Below are 21,044 nucleotides of genomic sequence, written 5' to 3'. Positions count from 1 at the left end.
ACGAACGCTCGCGCCCCGCTGGCCGGGCGTCGAGCGGGCGGCTCACCGGTTTCGCGGCGAGCGACACTTGCGCGGCCTCGAGGCCAGCACCACTTACGCGCACCAGAAGCGAGCACCTTGTACGCAGGCAATACCGAGCTGGGCATCGAGGGCGAGCGAGGGGGCGGGATGGGCAGTGTCGACGTGGACTACCTGGTCCGTTTGAGGCGTGCGGCGGTCAGGATCAAGGAGCTCGAATCCAAGGCTCTCGAAGCCGAGCAAGCGAGGACGGAGCCGATCGCCGTCGTCGGGATGAGCTGCCGGTTCCCCGGCGGCGCGGCCGATCTGGAGTCGTTCTGGCAGGCATTGAAGGACGGCACCGACGAAATCGGGGAGATCCCCACGGACAGGTGGCCGGCGGACGCGACGCCACCGGATCAGCCGTCGACGCGCTGGGCCGGACTCCTCCCCGCGTCCGCGATCGACGGGATGGACGCGCCGTTCTTCGGGATCGCGCCTCGCGAAGCGGCGAGCATGGACCCGCAGCAACGGCTCGTGCTCGAGGTGGCCTACGAGGCGCTGGAGGACGCCGGTCATCTCCCCGAGCAACTGAACGGGAGTCGGACGGGCGTGATGCTCGGCGTATCGAGCGCGGATTACCAACACCGCTTGTTCTCCGCGGGGCCCGCTCACCTGGACGCTTATGCCGCCACCGGCACGATGCTCAGCGCGGCGGCGGGACGCCTGTCCTACGTGCTCGGGCTGGAGGGGCCGTCCCTCTCCGTCGACACCGCTTGCTCCTCATCGCTCGTGGCCATTCACCTGGCCTGTCAGAGCCTGCGCAACGGCGAGAGCGCGCTCGCCCTGGCGGGCGGGGTCAATGTCATCGTCATCCCGACCGGGATGCATCTCTTGGCGCAGATGCAGGCGATATCGCCGGACGGCCGCTGCAAGACCTTCGACGCGAGGGCCAACGGGTACGTGCGCGCGGAGGGCTGCGGCATCGTCGTCCTCAAGCGGCTCTCGGATGCGCAGCGCGACGGGGATCGGGTGTGGGCGTTGATCCGGGGCTCAGCGGTCAATCAGGATGGCCGCTCCTCGGGGCTGACCGCGCCGAACGTGCTCTCGCAGGCGGCGCTGCTCCGGACCGCGCTCGCGAGCGCCGGCGTCTCGCCGTCCCAGGTGGGCTACGTCGAGACCCACGGCACGGGGACTTCCCTCGGAGATCCCATCGAGGTCGAGGCGCTGAAGGCGGTCTTGGGCGCGCCTCGACCGGATGGATCGACCTGCGCGCTGGGAGCCGTGAAGACGAACGTGGGCCACCTCGAGGCAGCCGCGGGCGTAGCGGGGCTGATCAAGGCCGTGCTCGCGCTCAAACACGAGACGATCCCTCGCAATCTCCATTTCGACACGCTCAATCCGAGGATCTCCCTCGAGTCCACCTCGCTGGTCATCCCGGTGGAGGAGCTGCCCTGGAAGGCCGGCGGGGCGCCGCGTATCGCCGGGGTGAGCTCGTTCGGGATCACCGGGACCAACGCTCATGTGGTGCTGGAGGAAGCGCCCCGATACGCAGCGGCGCCCGCCGGCGAGGCGTCCGCCGTCCTCCTGCCGCTGTCCGCGAAGAGCCCTGAGGCGCTCAAGGCGCTGGCCCAGGCCTACGCGAGCCACCTCGCCCGCGCGCCCGCCGAGGACACGGCGAGCATCGGGGATATCGCCTACACCGCGAGCGTGAGGCGGAGCCATCATGAGCATCGCCTCGCGCTCGTCGGGGGCAGCCTGGAGGCGCTGCGCGCCTCGCTCGACGCGTTCCTCCGCGACGAGACTCACGCCTGTCTGGCGCAGGGGCGGGCCGAGCCCGGCCCCCGGCCCAGGCTCGTGTTCGTCTACCCGGGCCAGGGCTCGCAGTGGGTCGGCATGGGGCGCGCGTTGCTCGATGAGGAGCCGGTCTTCCGCGCTGCCATGGACGCGTGCGATCATGCGATCCAGCGCGAGGCCGGCTTCTCGCTGCTCGAGGAGCTCCGCGCCGGCGCGTCCGCATCGCGGCTCGAGCGCATCGACGTCGTCCAGCCGGCGCTGTTCGCGATGGAGGTGGCGCTCTCGACGCTGTGGCGCTCCTGGGGAGTGCACCCCGACGCGGTGGTGGGCCACAGCATGGGCGAGGTGGCCGCCGCGCACGTCGCCGGCGTCCTCTCGCTCGAGGACGGGGCGCGCATCGTCTGCCGGCGGAGTCGGCTGCTCCGCCGGCTCAGCGGCCAGGGCGCCATGGCGCTCGTGGGTCTGTCGCTGGATCGAGCGGAGGAGGCGCTCTCGGGCTACGAGGATCGGCTATCGGTCGCCGTCAGCAACAGCGAGAGGTCCTCCGTCCTGTCGGGAGACCCCGGCGCGCTCGACGAGGTGCTCGCGCGGCTCTCGCAGGCGAACGTGTTCTGCAAGCGGGTCAAGGTGGACGTCGCCTCGCACAGCCCGCAGGTGGATCCGCTTCGCAGTGAGCTGCTCGACGCGCTGTCGGGGCTCGCGCCCGGCGCCGCCACGCTGCCCATCTACTCGACCGTGACCGGCAGGGCGCGCGAGGGCGCGGGGTTCGGTCCGGAGTACTGGGTCGAGAACCTGCGGCGCCCGGTGCGGTTCTCTCAGGCCGTTCAGCGGCTCATCGCGGACGGTCACGCGCTCTTTCTGGAGGTGAGCCCGCACCCGATCCTGCTGCCGGCCCTGGAAGAGGGGCTGGATGTCGGCGGGCAGTCCGGGGCGGCGCTGCCGTCGCTGCGCCGGGGAGAAGAGGAGCGGCGCAACCTCCTCGAGTCGCTGGGCGCCCTGTACACCCGCGGTTATCCGGTGGAGTGGAGTCGGCTCTATCCGAACGGAGGGCGGTGCGTGCGGCTGCCGACGTACCCCTGGCAGCGGCAGCGGCTCTGGATCGAGGTCGCGCGCGGGTCGACCGCGGTGCGCGGCGCGGTCGACACCGGGCACCCGCTGCTCGGCGCGCAGCTGCCCGTGGCGGGCGCGGGCGCCGTGTTCGAGGCGGTGCTCGGGCCCTCGCTCGACGATCACCGCGTCTTCGGCGAGCCGGTCGTACCGGCGACGGTGATGCTCGAGCTCGCGCGCGCGGCCGCGACGAGGCAGCCCGGGTCGGGCCGAGCGCGGGTGAAGGCGCTCGAGCTGACCGTGCCGCTCGTGCTGCCGGCTTCAGGGGAGCTGCGGGTGCAGGTGGTCATGTCCGACGTGCCGGCCGGGAGCGCGGCCGTGGGGGTGTACAGCCAGGCCGCCTCCGCGCCGGCGGGCGAGGCGTGGACCCTCCACGCGAGGGGGCATGTGGAGCCGCTCCCCACGGACGCGGAGCCGCCGGCGCTGGATCTCGCCGAGGCCCGCGCGCGCTGCAGCGCGGCTGTCGACGTCGCGGCGCTCTACGCGGCGTGGCGCGACCTGGGGCTCGACTACGGTCCTGCGTTCCAGGGGATCACGGCCCTGTGGCAGGGAGAAGGCGAGGCCGTCGCCCGCGTCGGGCTGCCGGCGGGGGCCAGCGGCAGCGCGCTCGCGGACACGGCGTGCGGCGTGCCTCCGGCGCTCCTCGACGCGGCGCTGCAGGCGCTGAGCGCCGCGATGCCCCTGCTGGCCAAGGGACATGTGTACCTGCCGGTCGAGGTCGGAGAGTTCACCGCATGGCAGCCCGGGGCGACGGCGTTCTGGGTCTACGCTCGAGGGACGAGCGCGCCGGGGCCGGAAGCCGAGGTGCTGTCGGGCGACGTTACCGTGCTGGACGAGCGCGGCGGGGTGCTGGCCGATGTCAGGGGAGTCCGGCTCAAGCGCGCCGACGAGAACGCGCTGCGGCGGCCGCGGAGCCCGGTCCCGCGGTCGCTGTACCAGGTGGCCTGGCGGGAAGCGGCGCCGGCGCCGGACGTCAAGACGCCCTCGGGCGCCTGGCTCCTGCTGGCGGAGGGCTCGGCCCTCGGCGACGCGGTGGCGGCGCGCCTGCGCTCGGCGGGAGCGCAGTGCACGACCTTGGCGCTGCACCAGGACGCCGCGCTTCGGGGTGGAGAGCTCCGCGCCACGGCCTCGCGCGTCGGCGAGGCGCTGGGGCGGGCGGTGGCCGCCGCGGCGGAAGCCGGACGGCAGCCGCTGGAAGGCGTCGTGTGCCTCTGGGGAACGTCGGCCGCGACGGAGGCAGGACGCTCGCCTGCGGACGCCGCGGAAGCGCTCGCGGCCGCAGGGCTCGCCGTGGCGCAGGCGCTCGCGCGGCAGGGCGCGAAGGTGCTGTCGCGTCTGTGGTGGGTGACCGAAGGCGCGCAGGCGGTGCGCCGGGGCGAGCAGGTCGCGGCGCAGCTGGCGCCGCTCTGGGGGCTCGGCCGGGTGGTCATGCAGGAGCACCCGGATCTCGGCTGCACGCTCCTGGATCTGGAGCCGGGCGCAGAGGACGCCGTGGAGGCCCTGTGGACCGAGATCACGCGGGCCGATGAGGAGAACCAGGTGGCATGGCGGTCGGGGAAGCGCCTCGCGGCGCGGCTGGTCGAAGCGCCTGCCGCGGCGGCGCTCGCGGTCCCCGACGCGGCGTCGTACAGGGTGGAGATCGCGCAAAGAGGTCTGCTGGAACAGCTGCGCGTGGTCGCGGCGGATCGCCGGGCGCCGGCGGCGGGCGAGATCGAGATCGAGGTGACCGCCTCGGGGCTCAACTTCCGCGACGTCCTGAGCGCCCTGGGGATGTACCCAGGCGAGGCCGGGCCGCTCGGCAGCGAGTGCGCGGGCACCGTCACCGCCGCGGGCGAGGGTGTGGAGGACCTCGCTCCGGGCGACGCGGTGCTCGCGCTTGCGCCGGGCGCCTTCAGCCGGTTCGTCACCGTGGATGCGCGCCTCGCGATCCGGCAGCCGGCAGGGCTCTCGGCAGCGCAGGCGGCGACCGTGCCTGTCGCGTTCGTGACAGCGCTGTACGCGCTGCGCGAGGTGGCCCGGCTCCAGCCCGGCGAGCGGGTGCTGATCCACGCCGCCGCCGGGGGCGTCGGGATGGCCGCGGTGCAGATCGCGCAGTGGCTTGGCGCCGAGGTGCTCGCCACGGCGAGCCCCCCCAAGTGGGCGGCGGTCCGGGGGATGGGCGTGCGCCACGTGGCCAGCTCGCGCACGCTGGAGTTCGTCGACGACTGCCGCGCTGCGACGCAGGGCGCAGGGGTGGACGTGGTGCTCAACTCCCTGAGCGGCGCGTTCGTCGACGCGAGCGCCGCGCTGCTGTCGCCGAACGGTCGCTTCCTCGAGCTGGGCAGGACCGACGTGCGATCGGCGGCGGCCATGACGGCAGCCTATCCGGGGATCAGCTACCGGGTCCTCGACGTCTGCGACGTCGGGCCGGATCACATCCAGCAGATGCTCCGGGACATCGCCGGCGGCCTCGCTTCAGGACACCTGCGGCCGCTGCCGGTGCGCTCGTTTGCGACGACCGACGCCGAATCCGCGTTCCGGTGGATGGCGCAGGCCAGGCACACCGGCAAGGTCGCGCTCTTGCCGGCCCCCGTCGCGCCGGCGCCGGCGGTCCCTGCCAGCAGCACCGTGCTGATCACCGGCGGGCTCGGTGCCCTGGGGCTGCACGTGGCGCGGTGGCTCTGGGAGGAGCACCACGTCCAGCACCTCGTCCTGGCGGGACGGCGCGCGCCGGAGGGCGATCGCCTGGCCGCGGTGGAGGAGCTGCGGGCGGCGGGGGCTCGCGTGACGGTGGCGCAAGCCGACGTGGCGGACGCTGCCCAGGTGAAGGCGCTCCTCGACGCGATCCCGGAAGAGCTGCCCCTCCGCGGCGTGATCCACGCCGCGGGTGTGCTGGACGACGGGGTGCTGTCTCAGCAGAACGCGGAGCGGTTCGCCGCCGCGCTCTCGCCCAAGGTGCGCGGGGCGTGGAACCTGCACGAGCAGACGCGCCACGCGCCGCTCGCCTTCTTCGTGCTCTTCTCCTCGGCCGCGTCGTTGCTCGGCCCGCCTGGGCAGAGCAGCTACGCCGCCGCCAATGCGTTCCTGGACATGCTGGCGCACGCACGGCGCGCCGAGGGGCTGCCGGCGCACAGCCTGAACTGGGGCCCCTGGTCGGGTACGGGCATGGCCGCGGGGATGGATCCGCTGAAGCAAGCCCGCCTCGCGCGCCGGGGGATCAGGGGGCTCGCGCCGGAGCAGGCCCTCGCGCTGCTCGGGCAAGCGCTGGCGCGGCCCGAGCCCGAGCTCTGCGCGTTGCTGCTCGACGCCCTCGCGCTGCGGCAGGAGCTCTCCTCGGGCCCCGTGCCGCCGCTGTGGCGAGCGCTCGTGGCGCCGCACGGGGGACGTGCGCAGGCGCGCGCCGCCGGCGGGTGGGTCGAGCAGCTCGGCGCGCTCGCGCCGGCGGCGCGGGCGGCGGAGGTCGAGGCGGCGGTTCGCGCCGAGGTGGCGAAGGTGCTGGCGCTCGGCTCCGCGGCTGACGTGCGCACCGGCCGCCCGTTCAAGGAGCTGGGCCTCGACTCACTGATGGCGGTGGAGCTGCGCAACGCGCTCGCAGCGCGGCTGCGCGAGCGGTTGCCTGCGACGCTGGCGTTCGATCACCCCACCGTCGAGTCCATGACGCGCTACCTGCTCGATCTGTTGTCGCCCGACCGCGAGAGCGCGAAGCCGGCGCAGCCGAGCGCGCCCGCGGCGCTCGAGGAACCGATAGCGATCGTGGGCATCGGCTGTCGTTTCCCGGGCGGCGCGCGGGATCCGGAGAGCTTCTGGCGGCTGCTGGACGAGGGGGTGGATGCGGTCGAGGAGGTGCCGAAGGACCGCTGGGACATCGACGCGTTCTACGACCCCGACCCCGACGCGGCGGGCAAGACGATCTCCCGCTGGGGAGGTTTCCTCTCCGCGGTGGACGAGTTCGATCCGGGCTTCTTCGATGTCCCGCCGTGGGAAGCGGCGAGCCTGGACCCGCAGCTGCGTCTGCTCCTGGAAGTAAGCTGGGAAGCGCTGGAGCGCGCGGGGCAGACGCTGGAGCGGCTCGCGGGCAGCGACACCGGCGTCTACATGGGGATATGCAGCAGCGAGTACCCGTCGTTCGCGGACGGACGCGCTGAGGCGGTCGATCCGCACGTGTTCCTGGGGACCGCGCACAGCACCGGCGTGGGTCGCCTCTCGTACTGGCTCGGGCTCAAGGGCCCCAACATGCCGGTCAACACGGCGTGCTCGTCGTCGCTCGTGGCTGTTCACCTGGCGTGTCAGGCGTTGCGCGCCGGCGAGTGCTCGCTGGCGTTGGCCGGCGGGGTCAACCTGATCCTGACGCCCAGGGGTGCGATCTGCTTCAGCAAGATGCGGGCGCTGTCGCCGACCGGCCGCTGTCGCGCCTTCTCGGCCGACGCGGACGGCTTCGTGCGCAGCGAGGGGTGCGGCGTCGTGGTCCTCAAGCGGCTATCCGACGCGAGGCGAGACGGCGATCCGATCGCGGCCGTGATCCGCGGATCGGCCGTCAACCAGGACGGCCGCAGCAACGGGCTGACGGCGCCGAGCGGGCCCTCGCAGGAGGCGGTGATCCGGCGAGCCCTCACGCAGGCAGGCGTCCCGCCAGCGGCCGTCGGGTACGTGGAGGCGCACGGGACAGGGACGCCGCTCGGCGACCCGATCGAGGTGCAGGCGCTGGCGAAGGTGCTGGGCGAAGGACGCGCGGGAGACGAGCCCGTGGTCCTCGGCTCGGTGAAGACGAACCTGGGCCACACCGAGGCGGCGGCGGGGGTCGCGGCGCTGATCAAGACGGCGCTCGCGCTCCAGCATCGACGCATCCCGAGGTCGTTGCACTTCACAAGCCCGAACCCTCACGTCCCCTGGGAGACGCTGCCGGTGAGGGTGGCGACCGCGAGCGTCCCCTGGGCGGCGAACGGAGCGGCCCGGATCGCCGGCGTGAGCTCGTTCGGGTTCGGCGGGACCAACGCCCACGTCGTGCTGGAGGCAGCGCCGGATCTCGAGCCGCGGCAGGAGGAGGCGCCCCGGCGCCCGCTGCACGTCCTCGCGCTGTCGTCCAAGGCTCCCGAGGCGCTGCGGGAGCAGGTCGAGCGCTACGCCGAGCACCTCGTGAGCCATCCGGAGCAGTCGCTCGCAGACCTTTGCTACACGGCCAACACCGGCCGCAGCGGCTTCGCCCATCGCTGGGCGGCGGCGGCGGAGACACCGGAGCAGATGGTGGCTGCCCTGAAAGCCGCTGGCGCCGTGCTCGCCACGGCTGCGCCGGCCCAGCTGCAGGACGGCGAGCCGTCGCGGCGGCCGAAGGTGGCTTTCCTGTTCACCGGGCAGGGCTCGCAGCACGCGGGCATGGGCCGGGAGCTCTACGAGACCCAGCCGGTCTTTCGCGAGGCGCTGGACCGCTGCGACGCGTTGCTCAGGCCGCTGCGCGAGCGGTCGCTCCTCTCGGTGCTGTACCCGAAGAAGGGGGAACCCGACCTCCTGCACGAGACCGCCTGGGCTCAGCCCGCCTTGTTCGCGGTGGAGTACGCCCTCGCGGAGCTCTGGCGCTCGTGGGGCGTGACGCCGGACGCCGTGCTCGGCCACAGCGTGGGCGAGTACGCGGCGGCCTGCGTCGCAGGCGTGTTCTCGGTGGAGGACGGGCTCCGGCTGATGGACGTGCGGGGGCAGCGGATGCAGGCGCTGCCCGAGGGCGGAGCGATGGCCTCCGTCCGCGCGAGCGCGGCCCGCGTGGCCGCGGCGATCGAGGCCCAGGCCGACGCCGTGTCGATCGCGGCGTTGAACGGACCCGAGCACGTCGTGATCTCGGGCGCCGACGAGGCGGTGCGGGCTGCGTGCGAGGCGCTGTGCGCGGCAGGAATCGAGACGAAGCGGCTCCCCGTGGCGCACGCCTTCCATTCGCCCCTGGTCGAGCCGATGCTCGCCGACCTCGAGCAGGCAGCCGCGAGCGCGGCGCTCGCGTGTCCGCAGGTCGCGCTCGTCTCCAACGTGACCGGCGGCCTGGTCACACGCGAGCTCATGACCGCCTCGTACTGGAGGCGCCACGCGCGCGAGCCGGTGCGGTTCGCCGATGGGATCGCGGCGCTGCACGCCGAGGGGATCGAGCTCTTCCTCGAGATCGGCCCGCGACCGACGCTGCTGGGGCTCGGAGAGGCGTGCTCGCCGGACGCCAGAGCGGCGTGGCTGCCTTCGCTCTGCCCCGGGCAAGGCGACTGGCCGACGATCGTGAAGAGCCTTTGCCATCTGTACAGGAGCGGCGTCCGCGTAGACTGGGACGGCTTCGACCTGCCGTATCTGCGCCGACGCGTCGACGCGCCAACCTACCCGTTCCGCCGGTCGCGGTTCTGGATCTCCGCGGCGGCGCAGGAGAGCGGGCCGCCGCCCGCGCCGCGCCATGCTGCGGACGGGGCAGCTCCGGCGCCCGAGCTCGCGGAGGCTGCGTCGTGCCCCGCGCCGGACGGAGGCGCAACCCTGCCGGGCGCGCCGGAGCGGGGCACGAGGCTCCTCGAGGAGATCCGCGAGCTCTTCGCCGGATTCTTCGCGCTGCCCGCGGCGGAGGTGCAGACGGATCGCAGCGTGCTCGAGATGGGCCTGGACTCGCTCGGATTGTTCCGCTTCAGGAAGGTGATCGAGCAGCGTTTCCAGGTGACGATCCCGCTCAGCGCGTTTTACGAGGAGGCCGCGAACCTGGAGCGCATCGCGTCGCTGATCGACAGGACGCTGCCGCCCGAGCCGGCCGCGGTGGTCGAGGATCGGCGCCCGCCGCCCCCGCCGAGCAGCGCGGGCCGCGCGCAACCCTGCTCACCCCTCCCACCGCAGGAGCCGGTCGCGCCGAGCACGCTCGGGACCGGAGACGAGGCGGGGAGCGCCGTGGAGCGGATCGTCCTGGAGCAGCTCGCCCTGCTCCGGCCGCAGCGCCAGGGGGCCGAGGCGAGCGGGGCCGTGGAGCGGATCGTCCTGGAGCAGCTCGCGCTCCTGCGGCAGGCCCACGACGGCGCCGGCGTCGGCGCTCCCGCGGGCGCGGCCTGTCTGCTGCCCCCGCCGCCTTCGTCCGGCGACGCTCCGGCGCGCCTTGCCCCGCGCCCGACCCGGGAGGAGCAGGCGCCGCGCCCGGCCGCCGCCGCGCCCCGACGAGAGGGCGATCCGGCGACCTTCGTCCCCTACCGCCCGATCCAGACGGCGCGCGAGCCCGAGAGGGACGCGAAGAAGACCGCGTTCGTGGAGGCGCTTGTCCGCGAGCTCACGGCGCGCACCCAGGGCTCGAAGCACCTCACCGAGGAGCACCGCGCCGCGCTCGCCAACAACCGCGCCGTGGCCGGGTTCCGGTCGTCCTGGAAGGAGATGATCTACCCGATTCATGCGGTCCGGGCCGAGGGGAGCAGGATATGGGACGTCGACGGCAACGAGTACCTCGACGTGACCATGGGGTTCGGCGTGTACCTCCTGGGGCACGCCCCCGCGTTCGTCGTCGAGGCGGTCATCGAAGAGCTCCGCCGCGGCGCGCCCATCGGGCCCATGACGGAGCTGCCGAGCCAGGTGGCGAAGCTCATCATCGAGGCGACCGGGGTCGAGCGGGTCGCCTTCTACAATTCAGGGACGGAAGCGGTGATGGTGGCGCTCCGCCTGGCGCGCTCCATCACCGGCCGTTCGAAGGTGGCGCTCTTCGGAGGCTCGTTCCACGGCAGCTTCGACGGCGTCCTCGCGATGCCCGGCCTCGACGGCCCGAGCTCGGGCGCGGTGCCGATGGCGCCCGGAACGACCGACGCCATGGTCAGCGACGTCATGGTGCTCGACTACGGCGCGCCCGACGCGCTCGAGGCGATCCGTCGGTGCGGGGACGAGCTGGCCGCCGTGCTGGTAGAGCCGGTGCAGAGCCGGCGCCTCGACTTGCAGCCTCGGAGCTTCTTGCACGAGCTGCGGCGGATCACGACGGAGTCGGGCGCGGCCCTCATCTTCGACGAGATGATCAACGGGTTCCGGATCGGGCGCGGCGGAGCTCAGGCGCACTTCGGAGTTCGCGCCGACCTCGTCACCTACGGCAAGGTCATCGGCGGCGGGATGCCCATCGGCGTCGTGGCCGGGACACGACGCTTCATGGATGCGGTCGACGGTGGTCTGTGGCGGTTCGGCGACGATTCTTATCCACGGGTGCGGAACACCTTCGTCGCGGGGACGTTCTGCCACCACCCGGCGGCGATGGCGGCGGCGCGCCAGGTGCTGCTGCACCTGAAGCGCGAGGGCGACGGTCTGCAGGAGCGGCTCACCCGGAAGACGGCGGAGCTCGTGGCAGAGCTCAACGACCACTGCGAGCGCGCGGGCGCCCCGGTGCGCCTCGTGCATTTCGGCTCGGTGTTCCGCTTCCAGCTCAAGGGGGACTGGGAGCTCCTCTTCTACCGGCTCCTCTGCAAAGGGATCTACGTCTGGGAAGGCAGGAACTGCTTCCTCTCCACGGCCCACTCCGAGGAGGACATCCGCCGGCTCGTCGCTGCCGTGAAGCAGTCGATCGACGAGATGATGGCGGCCGGGTTCGCGCCCGCGCCCGCGTCCGTGCCGCCAGAACAGCCCGGCAATGACAGCGCGGCGACGGCGGCCGGTCCCGCGGTCTACCCCATGTCCTCTGCCCAGCGGCGGGTCTACGTGCTCAGCCAGACGGAGGCCGGCGAGCGCGCCTATCATGTCATCGGCGCCCAGGAGATCGTCGGCGCCCTGGACGAAGCGCGCGTCGTGGCGTGCTTCCGGACGCTGATGCAGCGGCATGAGAGCCTGCGCACCGGGTTCGATCTGCGCGAGGGCGGCCAGCTCGTTCAATGCGTCTACCCCTCTGTCGAGCTCGACGTCACACGAGAGCAGGGCAGCGATATCGACGCATGGCTCCGGCAGCTCAACCGGCCGTTCGCGCTCTCCCGCCCGCCGCTCTTCCGGGTAGGGCTGCTCGAGGTCGGCGAGAACCGGCGGATCCTGGCGCTCGTGCTGCACCACCTGCTCGTGGACGGCCTCTCGGACGTGATCCTGCTGCAGGAGTTCGCCTTGCTGTACCGCGGCGCTGCGCTCACGGCTGCGCCGAGGCAGTGCCACGAGCACGCGGTCTGGGAGCAAGAGTTTCTGCGCAGCGAGGCATCGGCTGCGCAGCTCAGGTACTGGGAAGAGCGCCTGTCCGGCGAGCTGCCGAGGCTCGCGCTCTGCACCGACTTTCCGAGGCCGCCGGTGCGCCGCTTCGAGGGCGCCGAGGTCTGCCTCGAACACCCCGCGCAGCCGCTGCGGCGGCGGGCACAGGAGCGCGGCACGTCGCTCTACATGCTGCTCTTCGCGGCGTACCACGCGCTCCTCCAGCGCTTGACCGGGCAATGCGATCTCGTCATCGGCACGGCGCACAACGCCCGCCAGCGCGGCGGCTTCGACGAGGCGGTCGGGATGTTCGCCAACGTGCTGCCGCTGCGGGTCTCGATCTCCGAGGACGCCACCTTCGTCGAGCTCCTCGACCAGGTGAAGCGGCGCTGCCTCGAGGCGTACGAGCACCAGGACGTCCCCTTCGAGACCCTCGTCCAGCGCATGAAGGCGGGCGGCGATCCGAGCCGCAACCCGCTCTTCGACGCCATGTTCTCCTACGAGCGGGCGGACGAGCGGGGGATCCGGCTCCCCGGGCTCGAGATCAACGAGCTCAGGAGGCCGAGCGAGGAGGCCCCGTTCGATCTCTACCTGGACATCGCCGAGACGCGCGGCGTGCTCCGCCTTCGATTCGAGTACTCCACGGCGCTCTGGAGGCGGGAGACAGTGGAGCGCTATGCGGCGTACTTCCGCAACCTCCTCGGAGAGATCGAGGGCGATCTGGCGCGCTCGACGGCAGAGGCGCCCAGGAGGCGGGTCGGCGAGCTCTCGCTCCTGACCGCGGAAGAGCGGCGCGAGCTGCTCGTGGCGTGGAACGACACGAGCACCGCCTACCCGCGCGAGCTGGCCGTTCACGAGGCCTTCGAGGCGGAGGCCGAGAGGACGCCGGACGCCATCGCGGCGGAGCACGGAGAGCAGCAGCTCTCGTACAGGGAGCTGAACCGCCGCGCGAACCAGCTCGCGCGTCACCTGCGCACGCTGGGGGTGGGGCCCGAGGTGATGGTCGGTCTCTGCGTCGAGCGGTCGTTGGAGATGCTGGTCGGTCTCCTCGGCATCCTGAAGGCGGGTGGGGCCTATGTCCCTCTCGATCCGACGTATCCCAGGGAGCGGCTGGCGTTCATGATGTCGGACGCGGCGCTCCCGGTGGTGCTGACGCAGACGTCGGTGGCCGGCGCGTTGCCGCGGTCCGCGGCCGCTGTGGTTTGCCTGGACGCCTGCGGAGGCGTCATCTCCCGCGAGAGCGCGGAGGACCTCGGGGGCCGTCAGGGCGGCGAGCGCCTCGCCTACGTGATGTACACGTCTGGCTCGACCGGTCGGCCCAAGGGCGTCTGCGTCCCGCATCGCGCCGTGGTGCGGCTCGCGTGCGCCACCAGCTACATCCGAATCACCCCGAGCGATGTCGTGCTGCAGTTCGCGCCGATCTCCTTCGACGCGTCGACCTTCGAGATATGGGCCGGCCTCTTGAATGGCGCGCGCGTGGCCATCGCGCCTCCCGGACCGGTCGATCTCGCCGAGCTCGGGCGGACGCTGGCGCACCACCGCGTGACGACGTTGTGGCTCACCGCGCCGTTGTTCCACCGCATGGTCGAGGAGCGCCTCGACGATCTGCGCGGGCTCAAGAACCTCCTGGCCGGCGGCGACGCGTTGTCGGCGCTCCATGTCCGGCGCGCGCTCGCGGGGCTGCCCGGCTGCCGTCTGATCAACGGGTACGGGCCCACGGAGAACACCACGTTCACCTGCTGCTGGCCCGCCGAGGCCCGTGCGCTCGTCGGCGCCTCGGTCCCGATCGGCCGCCCCATCGACAACACACGCGTGTACCTGCTCGACGCCAGGCTCCAGCCCGTCCCTGTCGGCGCCGCCGGGGAGCTCTGCACGGCGGGCGACGGGCTGGCGCGGGGCTATCTCCACGACGACGCGCTCACGACGGCGAGGTTCGTCCCGGACCCGTTCAGCAGCGAGCCCGGGGCGCGGCTGTACCGCACCGGGGATCTCTGCCGTTATCGGCCGGGCGGGCTGATCGAGTTTCTGGGCCGCGCGGATCATCAAGTGAAGATCCGGGGCCACCGGGTCGAGCTCGGGGAGATCGAGGTCGCGCTGGGGCGGCACCCCGCGGTGCGGGCGGCGGCGGTCGTGGCGCACGAGGACGTGGCCGGGGAAAAGCGCCTGGTTGCGTACCTGGTCGCGCGCGAGGACGCGGTGCCAGCCGCGACCGAGCTGCTGGCGCACCTGCGCGAGACGCTCCCTGAGCCCATGCTCCCGACCGCGTTCGTGTGGCTCGCCGCGATGCCGCTCGGCCCGAGCGGCAAGGTCGATCGTGGCGCGCTGCCGGCTCCCTCCACGGCGCAGGACGGAGGCTTCGTCGCGCCCCGCACGCAGGCCGAGCAGCTGATCGCGGATATCTGGGCGGAGGTGCTGGGCCACGCGCGCGTGGGGAGCAGCGACAGCTTCTTCGCGCTCGGCGGACATTCGCTGTCTGCGATGCAGGTGGCTTCGCGGCTCCGCTCCGCGTTCGGGGTGGAGCTCTCGTTGCGGGCGCTGCTCGCGGGGCCCACGGTAGCCGAGCTCCGCGGGCACATCGAGGCCGCCCAGCGCCGCGGCGTGCCGGCTCCGCCGCCGATCGAGCGCGCCGGGCGCGAGGGCGAGCTGCCGCTGTCCTTCGCGCAGCAGCGGCTCTGGTTCTTGGATCAGCTGGAGCCGAACAGCCCCTTGTACAACCTCCCGGCGGCGGTGCGCCTCACGGGGTGGCTCGACGTCGCCGTGCTGGAGCGGAGCCTCTGCGAGATTGTACGGCGCCATGAGGTTCTCCGGACCAGGTTCTCCTCTGCCTCCGGGAAGGCACGCCAGGTCATCGAGAGCGAGGTCGGCTTCGCGCTGCCCGTCATCGACCTCGGGGCGCTGCCGACGTCGGCCCAGGACGCCGAGATCCGGAGACGGGCGCAGGACGAAGCCGCGCATCCGTTCTCTCTCGGCGAGGTGCCGCTCTTCCGGGCTGCGCTGCTGCGGATCTCCGACACGGCTCACGTCCTCCTGTGGACGATGCACCACATCCTCTGCGACGGCTGGTCGATGGGCGTCTTCGTCCGCGAGCTCTCCACGCTCTACAGCGCGTTCTCGGCCGGGCGGCCGTCGCCGCTGCCCGAGCTGCCCATCCAGGTCGCGGATCACGCCCTCTGGCAGCGTCGATGGCTCTCGGGCGAGGTGCTCGAAGCACAGCTCGCGTACTGGACGCGGCAGCTCGGCCGCGCGCTGCCCGTGCTGGAGCTCCCCACCGATCGACCGCGTCCAGCCGTGCAATCGCACCGGGGTGCGTCCCTGCCGGTGGAGCTGCCCAGCGAGCTCTGCGCAGCCCTCCGGGACCTCTCCCGGCGGCAGGGCGTGACGCTGTTCATGACCTTGCTCGCGACGTTCGAGGTGCTCCTGTCGCGCTACGCGGGGCAGGACGACATCGTCGTGGGCACCCCGGTTGCGGGTCGCACCCAGGGGGAGACCGAGGGGCTGATCGGCCTGTTCGCCAACACGCTGGTGCTGCGCAGCGACCTCTCGGGAGAGCCGACGTTCGTCGAGCTGCTCCGCCGGGTGCGCGAGGTGACACTGGACGCGTATGCTCACCAGGCGGTGCCGTTCGAGAAGCTGGTCGAGGAGCTCGCCCCGGTGCGGGATCTCAGCCGCTCACCGCTGTTCCAGGTGATGTTCGCCTTCGAGAACACGCCTCCACCGGCGGCGTCCCTCGGCGATGTGAGCCTGACCCCTCTCTGGGTGGAGAGCGCGACAGCGAAGTTCGACCTCACGCTGTCGCTCCAGGAGAGCGAGGGCGTAATCCGGGGAGAGCTGGAGTATGCCACGGACCTCTTCGACGCGGCGACCGCGGCGCGGATGGCACGGCACTTCCAGACGTTGCTGGAAGGCATCAGCCTCTCGCCCGAGCGGAGCATCTCGGATCTGCCACTCATCACCGCAGCGGAGCGGCATCAGCTGGTCTCGGAGTGGAACGACACCCGGGTGAGCTACCCCGAGGACACGTGCATCCACGAGCTCTTCGAGGCTCGAGCGGAGGAGCGGCCGGACGCCGCCGCGGTGGTGTCCGGACAACGAGCGCTCTCGTACCGCGAGCTGAACCAGCGTGCCAACCGGCTCGCGCATCACCTGCGGTCGCTCGGTGTCGGGGCGGAGGTTCGCGTGGGGATCTGCGTCGAGCGGTCGCTCGAGATGGTGATCGGGCTGCTCGGCATCCTGAAGGCGGGCGGCGCCTATGTGCCTCTCGACCCGGCATACCCGCAGGAGCGGCTCGCCTTCATGCTCGAGGACAGCGGGGCCACCGTGCTCATCACGGACGAGCGGCTCCACGGCGCGCTGCCCGCGCCCTCGTGCTCCCGGGTCCTGCTCGAGGCGGCGCAGGCGCAGGGGGGCCGCGAGAGCGCCGAGAACCCGCGCTGCCACGTGGCGCCTTCCGACCTCGCGTACGTCATCTACACGTCGGGCTCCACGGGACGTCCCAAGGGCGTCGCCATCGAGCACCGGAGCGCGGTGGCGTTTCTCCACTGGGTCCAGCAGGTCTTCTCGCCGGACGAGCTCGCCGGTGTGCTCGCCTCGACCTCGCTCTGCTTCGATCTGTCGATCTTCGAGGTGTTTGGCGCGCTAAGCGCCGGCGGCACGGTCATCGTCGCGAGGGACGCCATGGAGCTGCCGTCTCTCCCCGGGCGCGACGCGGTCACGTTGATCAACACCGTCCCTTCTGCGATGGCCGAGCTGCTGCGCATGGGCGCCCTGCCGCCTTCGGCGCGCACGGTCAACCTTGCAGGGGAGACGCTGGACAGCGCGCTCGCGCAGCGCGTCCACGCGGTGCCGACCGTCGAGCGGCTGTACAACCTCTACGGCCCCACCGAGGCCACCACGTACGCGACCATCTCCCTCGTGGGCCGCGGCTCACGTCTGCCACCCAGCATCGGCCGCCCGATCGCCAACACCCGGGTCTATGTGCTCGACGCGCGGCTCGAGCCTGTGCCTGTCGGCGTGTACGGCGAGCTGTACGTCGGCGGCGCGGGGCTATCGCGCGGTTACCTCGGCCGGCCCGAGCTCTCGGCCGAGCGGTTTGTCCGCGATCCGTTCTCCCCCACTCCGGGCGCCCGCATGTACCGGACGGGCGACGTCGCGCGCTTCCGGCCGACGGGAGAGCTCGAGCTCTCGGGGAGGCTCGATCATCAGATCAAGCTGCGCGGATACCGGATCGAGCTGGGTGAGATCGAGGCGGCCTTGCGGCAACATCCCGCGGTGCGCGACGCGGTGGCGATGGCGCGGCACGACGATGGCGGGGACAGGCGCTTGGTCGCGTACGTGGTCGCGCGCGAGGGCGAGGCGACGTCGATCGCCATGCTGCGCGACCACCTGCGCCGGCTGCTCCCGGAGCCGATGGTCCCGTCCGCGTTCGCGTGGATCGAGGCGCTGCCGCTGACCCCGAGCGGCAAGGTCGATCGGAACGCCCTCCCCGCCCCCTCCCGGACGCGGCCGGAGGAGGGTGATTTCGTCGCTCCGCGCACCCCATCGGAGGAGCTCCTGGCCGGCCTGTTCGCCGATGTGCTGGGCCGAGATCGGGTAAGCGTCCTCGACAGCTTCTTCGAGCTGGGCGGGCACTCTCTCTCCGCGACGCAGCTGCTCTCGCGGCTCCGCGCCAGCTTCGCGGTGGAGCTGCCGCTGCGCGCGCTGTTCGAGACACCCACCGTATCGGGTCTCTGCGAGCGGGTCGAGTCCGCCCGGCGCAGCGGCGCGCCGCTGGGGCCGCCGATCGAGCAGGGACGCCGCGACGGCGAGCTGCCGCTGTCGTTCGCGCAGCAGCGGCTCTGGTTCCTCGATCAGCTGGAGCCGAACAACCCAACGTACATCATTCCAGCGGCCCTGCGCCTCGATGGGCCGCTCGACGCACAGGCCCTGGAGCGAAGCTTGCGAGAGATCGTGCGGCGCCACGAGGCGCTCCGGACGAGCTTCCCCGTCAACGACGGTAGAGCGCGCCAGGCCATCGCCCCCGAGCCGTCGCTGACGCTGCCCGTGGTCGACCTCGGGGAGATCCCGGCGCCGGCTCAGGAGGCCGAGGTGCGGCGGCGGGCAGAGGCCGACGCGAGGCTGCCGTTCTCGCTCGCGGAGGGGCCGCTCGTGCGCGCCATGCTGCTACGCCTCTCCGAGAGGGCACACGTCCTCCTGTGGTCGATGCACCACATCATCTCTGACGGATGGTCGACAGGCATCCTGCTACGGGAGCTGTCCGCCCTCTATGAAGCGTTCTCGGCAGGTCGGCCCTCCCCCTTGCCCGAGCTGCCCATCCAGGTCGCGGATCACGCCCTCTGGCAGCGACGGTGGCTGTCCGGCGAGGTGCTGGAGGCGCAGCTCGCCTACTGGAAGCAGCAGCTCGCCGGGGCGCCGCCGGCGCTGGAAATGCCGACGGACCGGCCGCGCAAGGCCATAGCGTCGCACCGCGGCGCCACGGCGCCGGTCGCGCTGCCAGGCGAGCTGTACGCCGCCCTGCGCGCCCTGAGCCGGCGGCAGGGCGTGACGCTGTTCATGACCTTGCTGGCGGCCTTCCAGGTGCTCCTGTCCCGCCATGCGGGGCAGGATGATATCGTCGTGGGCACGCCGATCGCGAGCCGCAACCAGGTCGAGCTCGAAGGGCTGATCGGGTTCTTCGTGAACACGCTGGCGCTGCGCACCGATCTCTCGGGCAACCCGACGTTCGTCGAGCTGCTCGAGCGGGTGCGGGAGGTGACGTTCGGGGCTTACGCTCACCAGGATCTGCCATTCGAGAGGCTGGTCGAGGAGCTCGCGCCGGCGAGGGACATGAGCCGATCGCCGCTCTTTCAGGTGATGCTCGTGCTGCAGAACACGCCGCCTCTGGCGCGCTCGCTGGGCGACGTGGCGCTCTGCCCGATCCCGGTGGAGAGCGCCACGGCGAAGCACGATCTCACGCTCAGGCTCCAGGAGACGGACGGCAGGATCGAGGGGGAAATCGAGTACGCAACGGACCTGTTTGACGCCGCGACCATCGCCCGGATGGCGGAGCGCTTCCGTACGCTCCTGGAGGCCGTGGTGGCCGATCCTGGGCGGCGGATCGGGGAGCTGCCGATCCTCCCCGACGAGGAGCGGAGTCGGGTGCTCGCGGCGTGGAACAACACTGAGGCGGCATATCCCCACGACCGTTGCATCCACGAGCTCGTCGAAGCGCAGGTCGAGAGGACGCCGGACGCCCTGGCCGTCCTCTGCGACGATCGGCAGCTGTCGTACCGTGAGCTGAACGGGCGAGCCAACCAGCTCGCGCGCCATCTCCGCTCGCTCGGGGTGGGCCCGGAGGTGCTCGTCGGCCTCTGCGTCGCGCCGTCGCTGGACATGATCGTCGCGATCCTGGGCGTGCTCAAGGCCGGAGGCGCCTACGTCCCCGTGGATCCGGGCTATCCGCCGCGGAGGATAGCCGCCCTGCTCCAGGATGCCGCGGCCCCGGTGCTGCTCACCCAGGAGCGGTTGTTACCGCAGCTCCATGCCGGTCCGGCGCGCGTGGTCTGCCTGGACGCCGGCTGGCCCGCGATCGCCGAGGAGCGCGCGGACAACCTGGCCACCACGGCGCGCCCGGAGCATCTGGCGTACGTCATCTACACCTCGGGCTCCACGGGCGCGCCGAAGGGCGTCGAGGTCCTCCATGGAGGCCTGGTCAACTATGCGAGCTTCATCTGCGAGAAGCTCGGCTCCGATCGTGGGGCGAGCCGCGGCCTCGGTTTCGGCGTCGTCTCGACGATCGCGACCGACCTCGGCAACACCAGCATCTTCCCCGCATTGATATCCGGTGGATACCTGCACGTGCTCGATCAGGAGACACGCACGGACCCGGAGCTCTTTAGCGCGCGCGCGCGCCAGCATCCCATCGACGTCCTCAAGATCACGCCATCGCACCTCACCGCCCTCCTTGAGGCGAGGGCGCCCGAACACGTCCTGCCGCGCAGGTACCTGATCACGGGCGGCGAGGCATGTCCGTGGAGCCTGGTGAGGCGCGTGCGGCAGCTGAGCGACGTGCCCTGGATCAACCACTATGGCCCGACCGAGACCACGATCGGCGCGCTCACGTTCGACGTCGGCGGCGGCGAGGCTGCGCGCGACGCTGGGGGGACCGTGCCGATCGGGAGGCCCGTGGCCAACACCCGGATCTATCTTCTCGATCCAGAGCTCAGGCCGCTCCCGATCGGCGTGCCCGGGGAGCTGTTCATCGCCGGCCGCGGCGTGGCCCGCGGGTACCGCAATCGACCCGAAGAGACGGCAGGGCGCTTCCTCCCCGACCTGTTCTGCGGTGCGGCGGAGCGCTCCGCGGCCGCCGAGCCGCCCGCGCCCACCCCGCCGCGGATGTACCGGACCGGCGATCGCGGCCGGTACTTGCCCGACGGAAACATCGAGTTTCTCGGTCGCCTCGATCACCAGGTGAAGATCCGTGGGTATCGCATCGATCCTGGTGAGATCGAGGCGGTGTTGAGGCAGCACCCCCGGGTGCGAGACGCAGCCGTGATCGCGCGTGATGGCGTGGCCGGGGACAAGCGCCTCTGGGCGTACCTCGTGGCGCGGGAGGGCGCGGCGCCGGGGGCGACCGCGCTGCGCAACGACCTCCTCGAGACGCTGCCTGAGCACATGGTGCCTGCAGCGTTCGCGTGGCTGCAGGAAATGCCGCTCACGCCGAACGGCAAGATCGACCGAGCGGCGCTCCCGGATCTCTCGCTCGCCGGCCTGGAGCAAGAGCGCGGCTTCGTCGCCCCGCGCACGCCGCTGGAAGAACGCGTGGCGGGCGTCTTCGCCGAGGTGCTGGGCGTCGAGCGAGTCTCCGTCGGCGACGACTTCTTCGATCTCGGCGGGCACTCCCTGCTCGCCGTGCTGGTGATCTCTCGGCTGCGCTCGGCCCTCGGCGTCGAGTTCCCGCTACGGGCGCTGTTCGAGGCGCGCACCGTGGAGGAGTTCGCGCGCGTCCTCGGCGCGCTGATGGGTGAGACCGACGTCGAGGAGACCGTCATCTGACCAGACCG

At 72.2% G+C, this 21,044-nt stretch carries 1 protein-coding gene; it reads left to right on the top strand.

The genetic code is table 11. The annotated features are described in order from the left end of the window. Positions 1–117 precede the first annotated feature (117 nt). Positions 118–21,036 (top strand): amino acid adenylation domain-containing protein, encoded by a 20,919-nt coding sequence (locus WMF20_RS06945; protein ID WP_437611745.1) that lies wholly within the window; start codon positions 118–120, stop codon positions 21,034–21,036. Positions 21,037–21,044 lie beyond the last annotated feature (8 nt).

The sequence above is a fragment of the Sorangium sp. So ce834 genome (assembly GCF_051521425.1).
Classification (GTDB): Bacteria; Myxococcota_A; Polyangia; order Polyangiales; family Polyangiaceae; genus Sorangium; species Sorangium cellulosum_D.
This window is presented reverse-complemented; position numbering and strand designations above follow the sequence as displayed.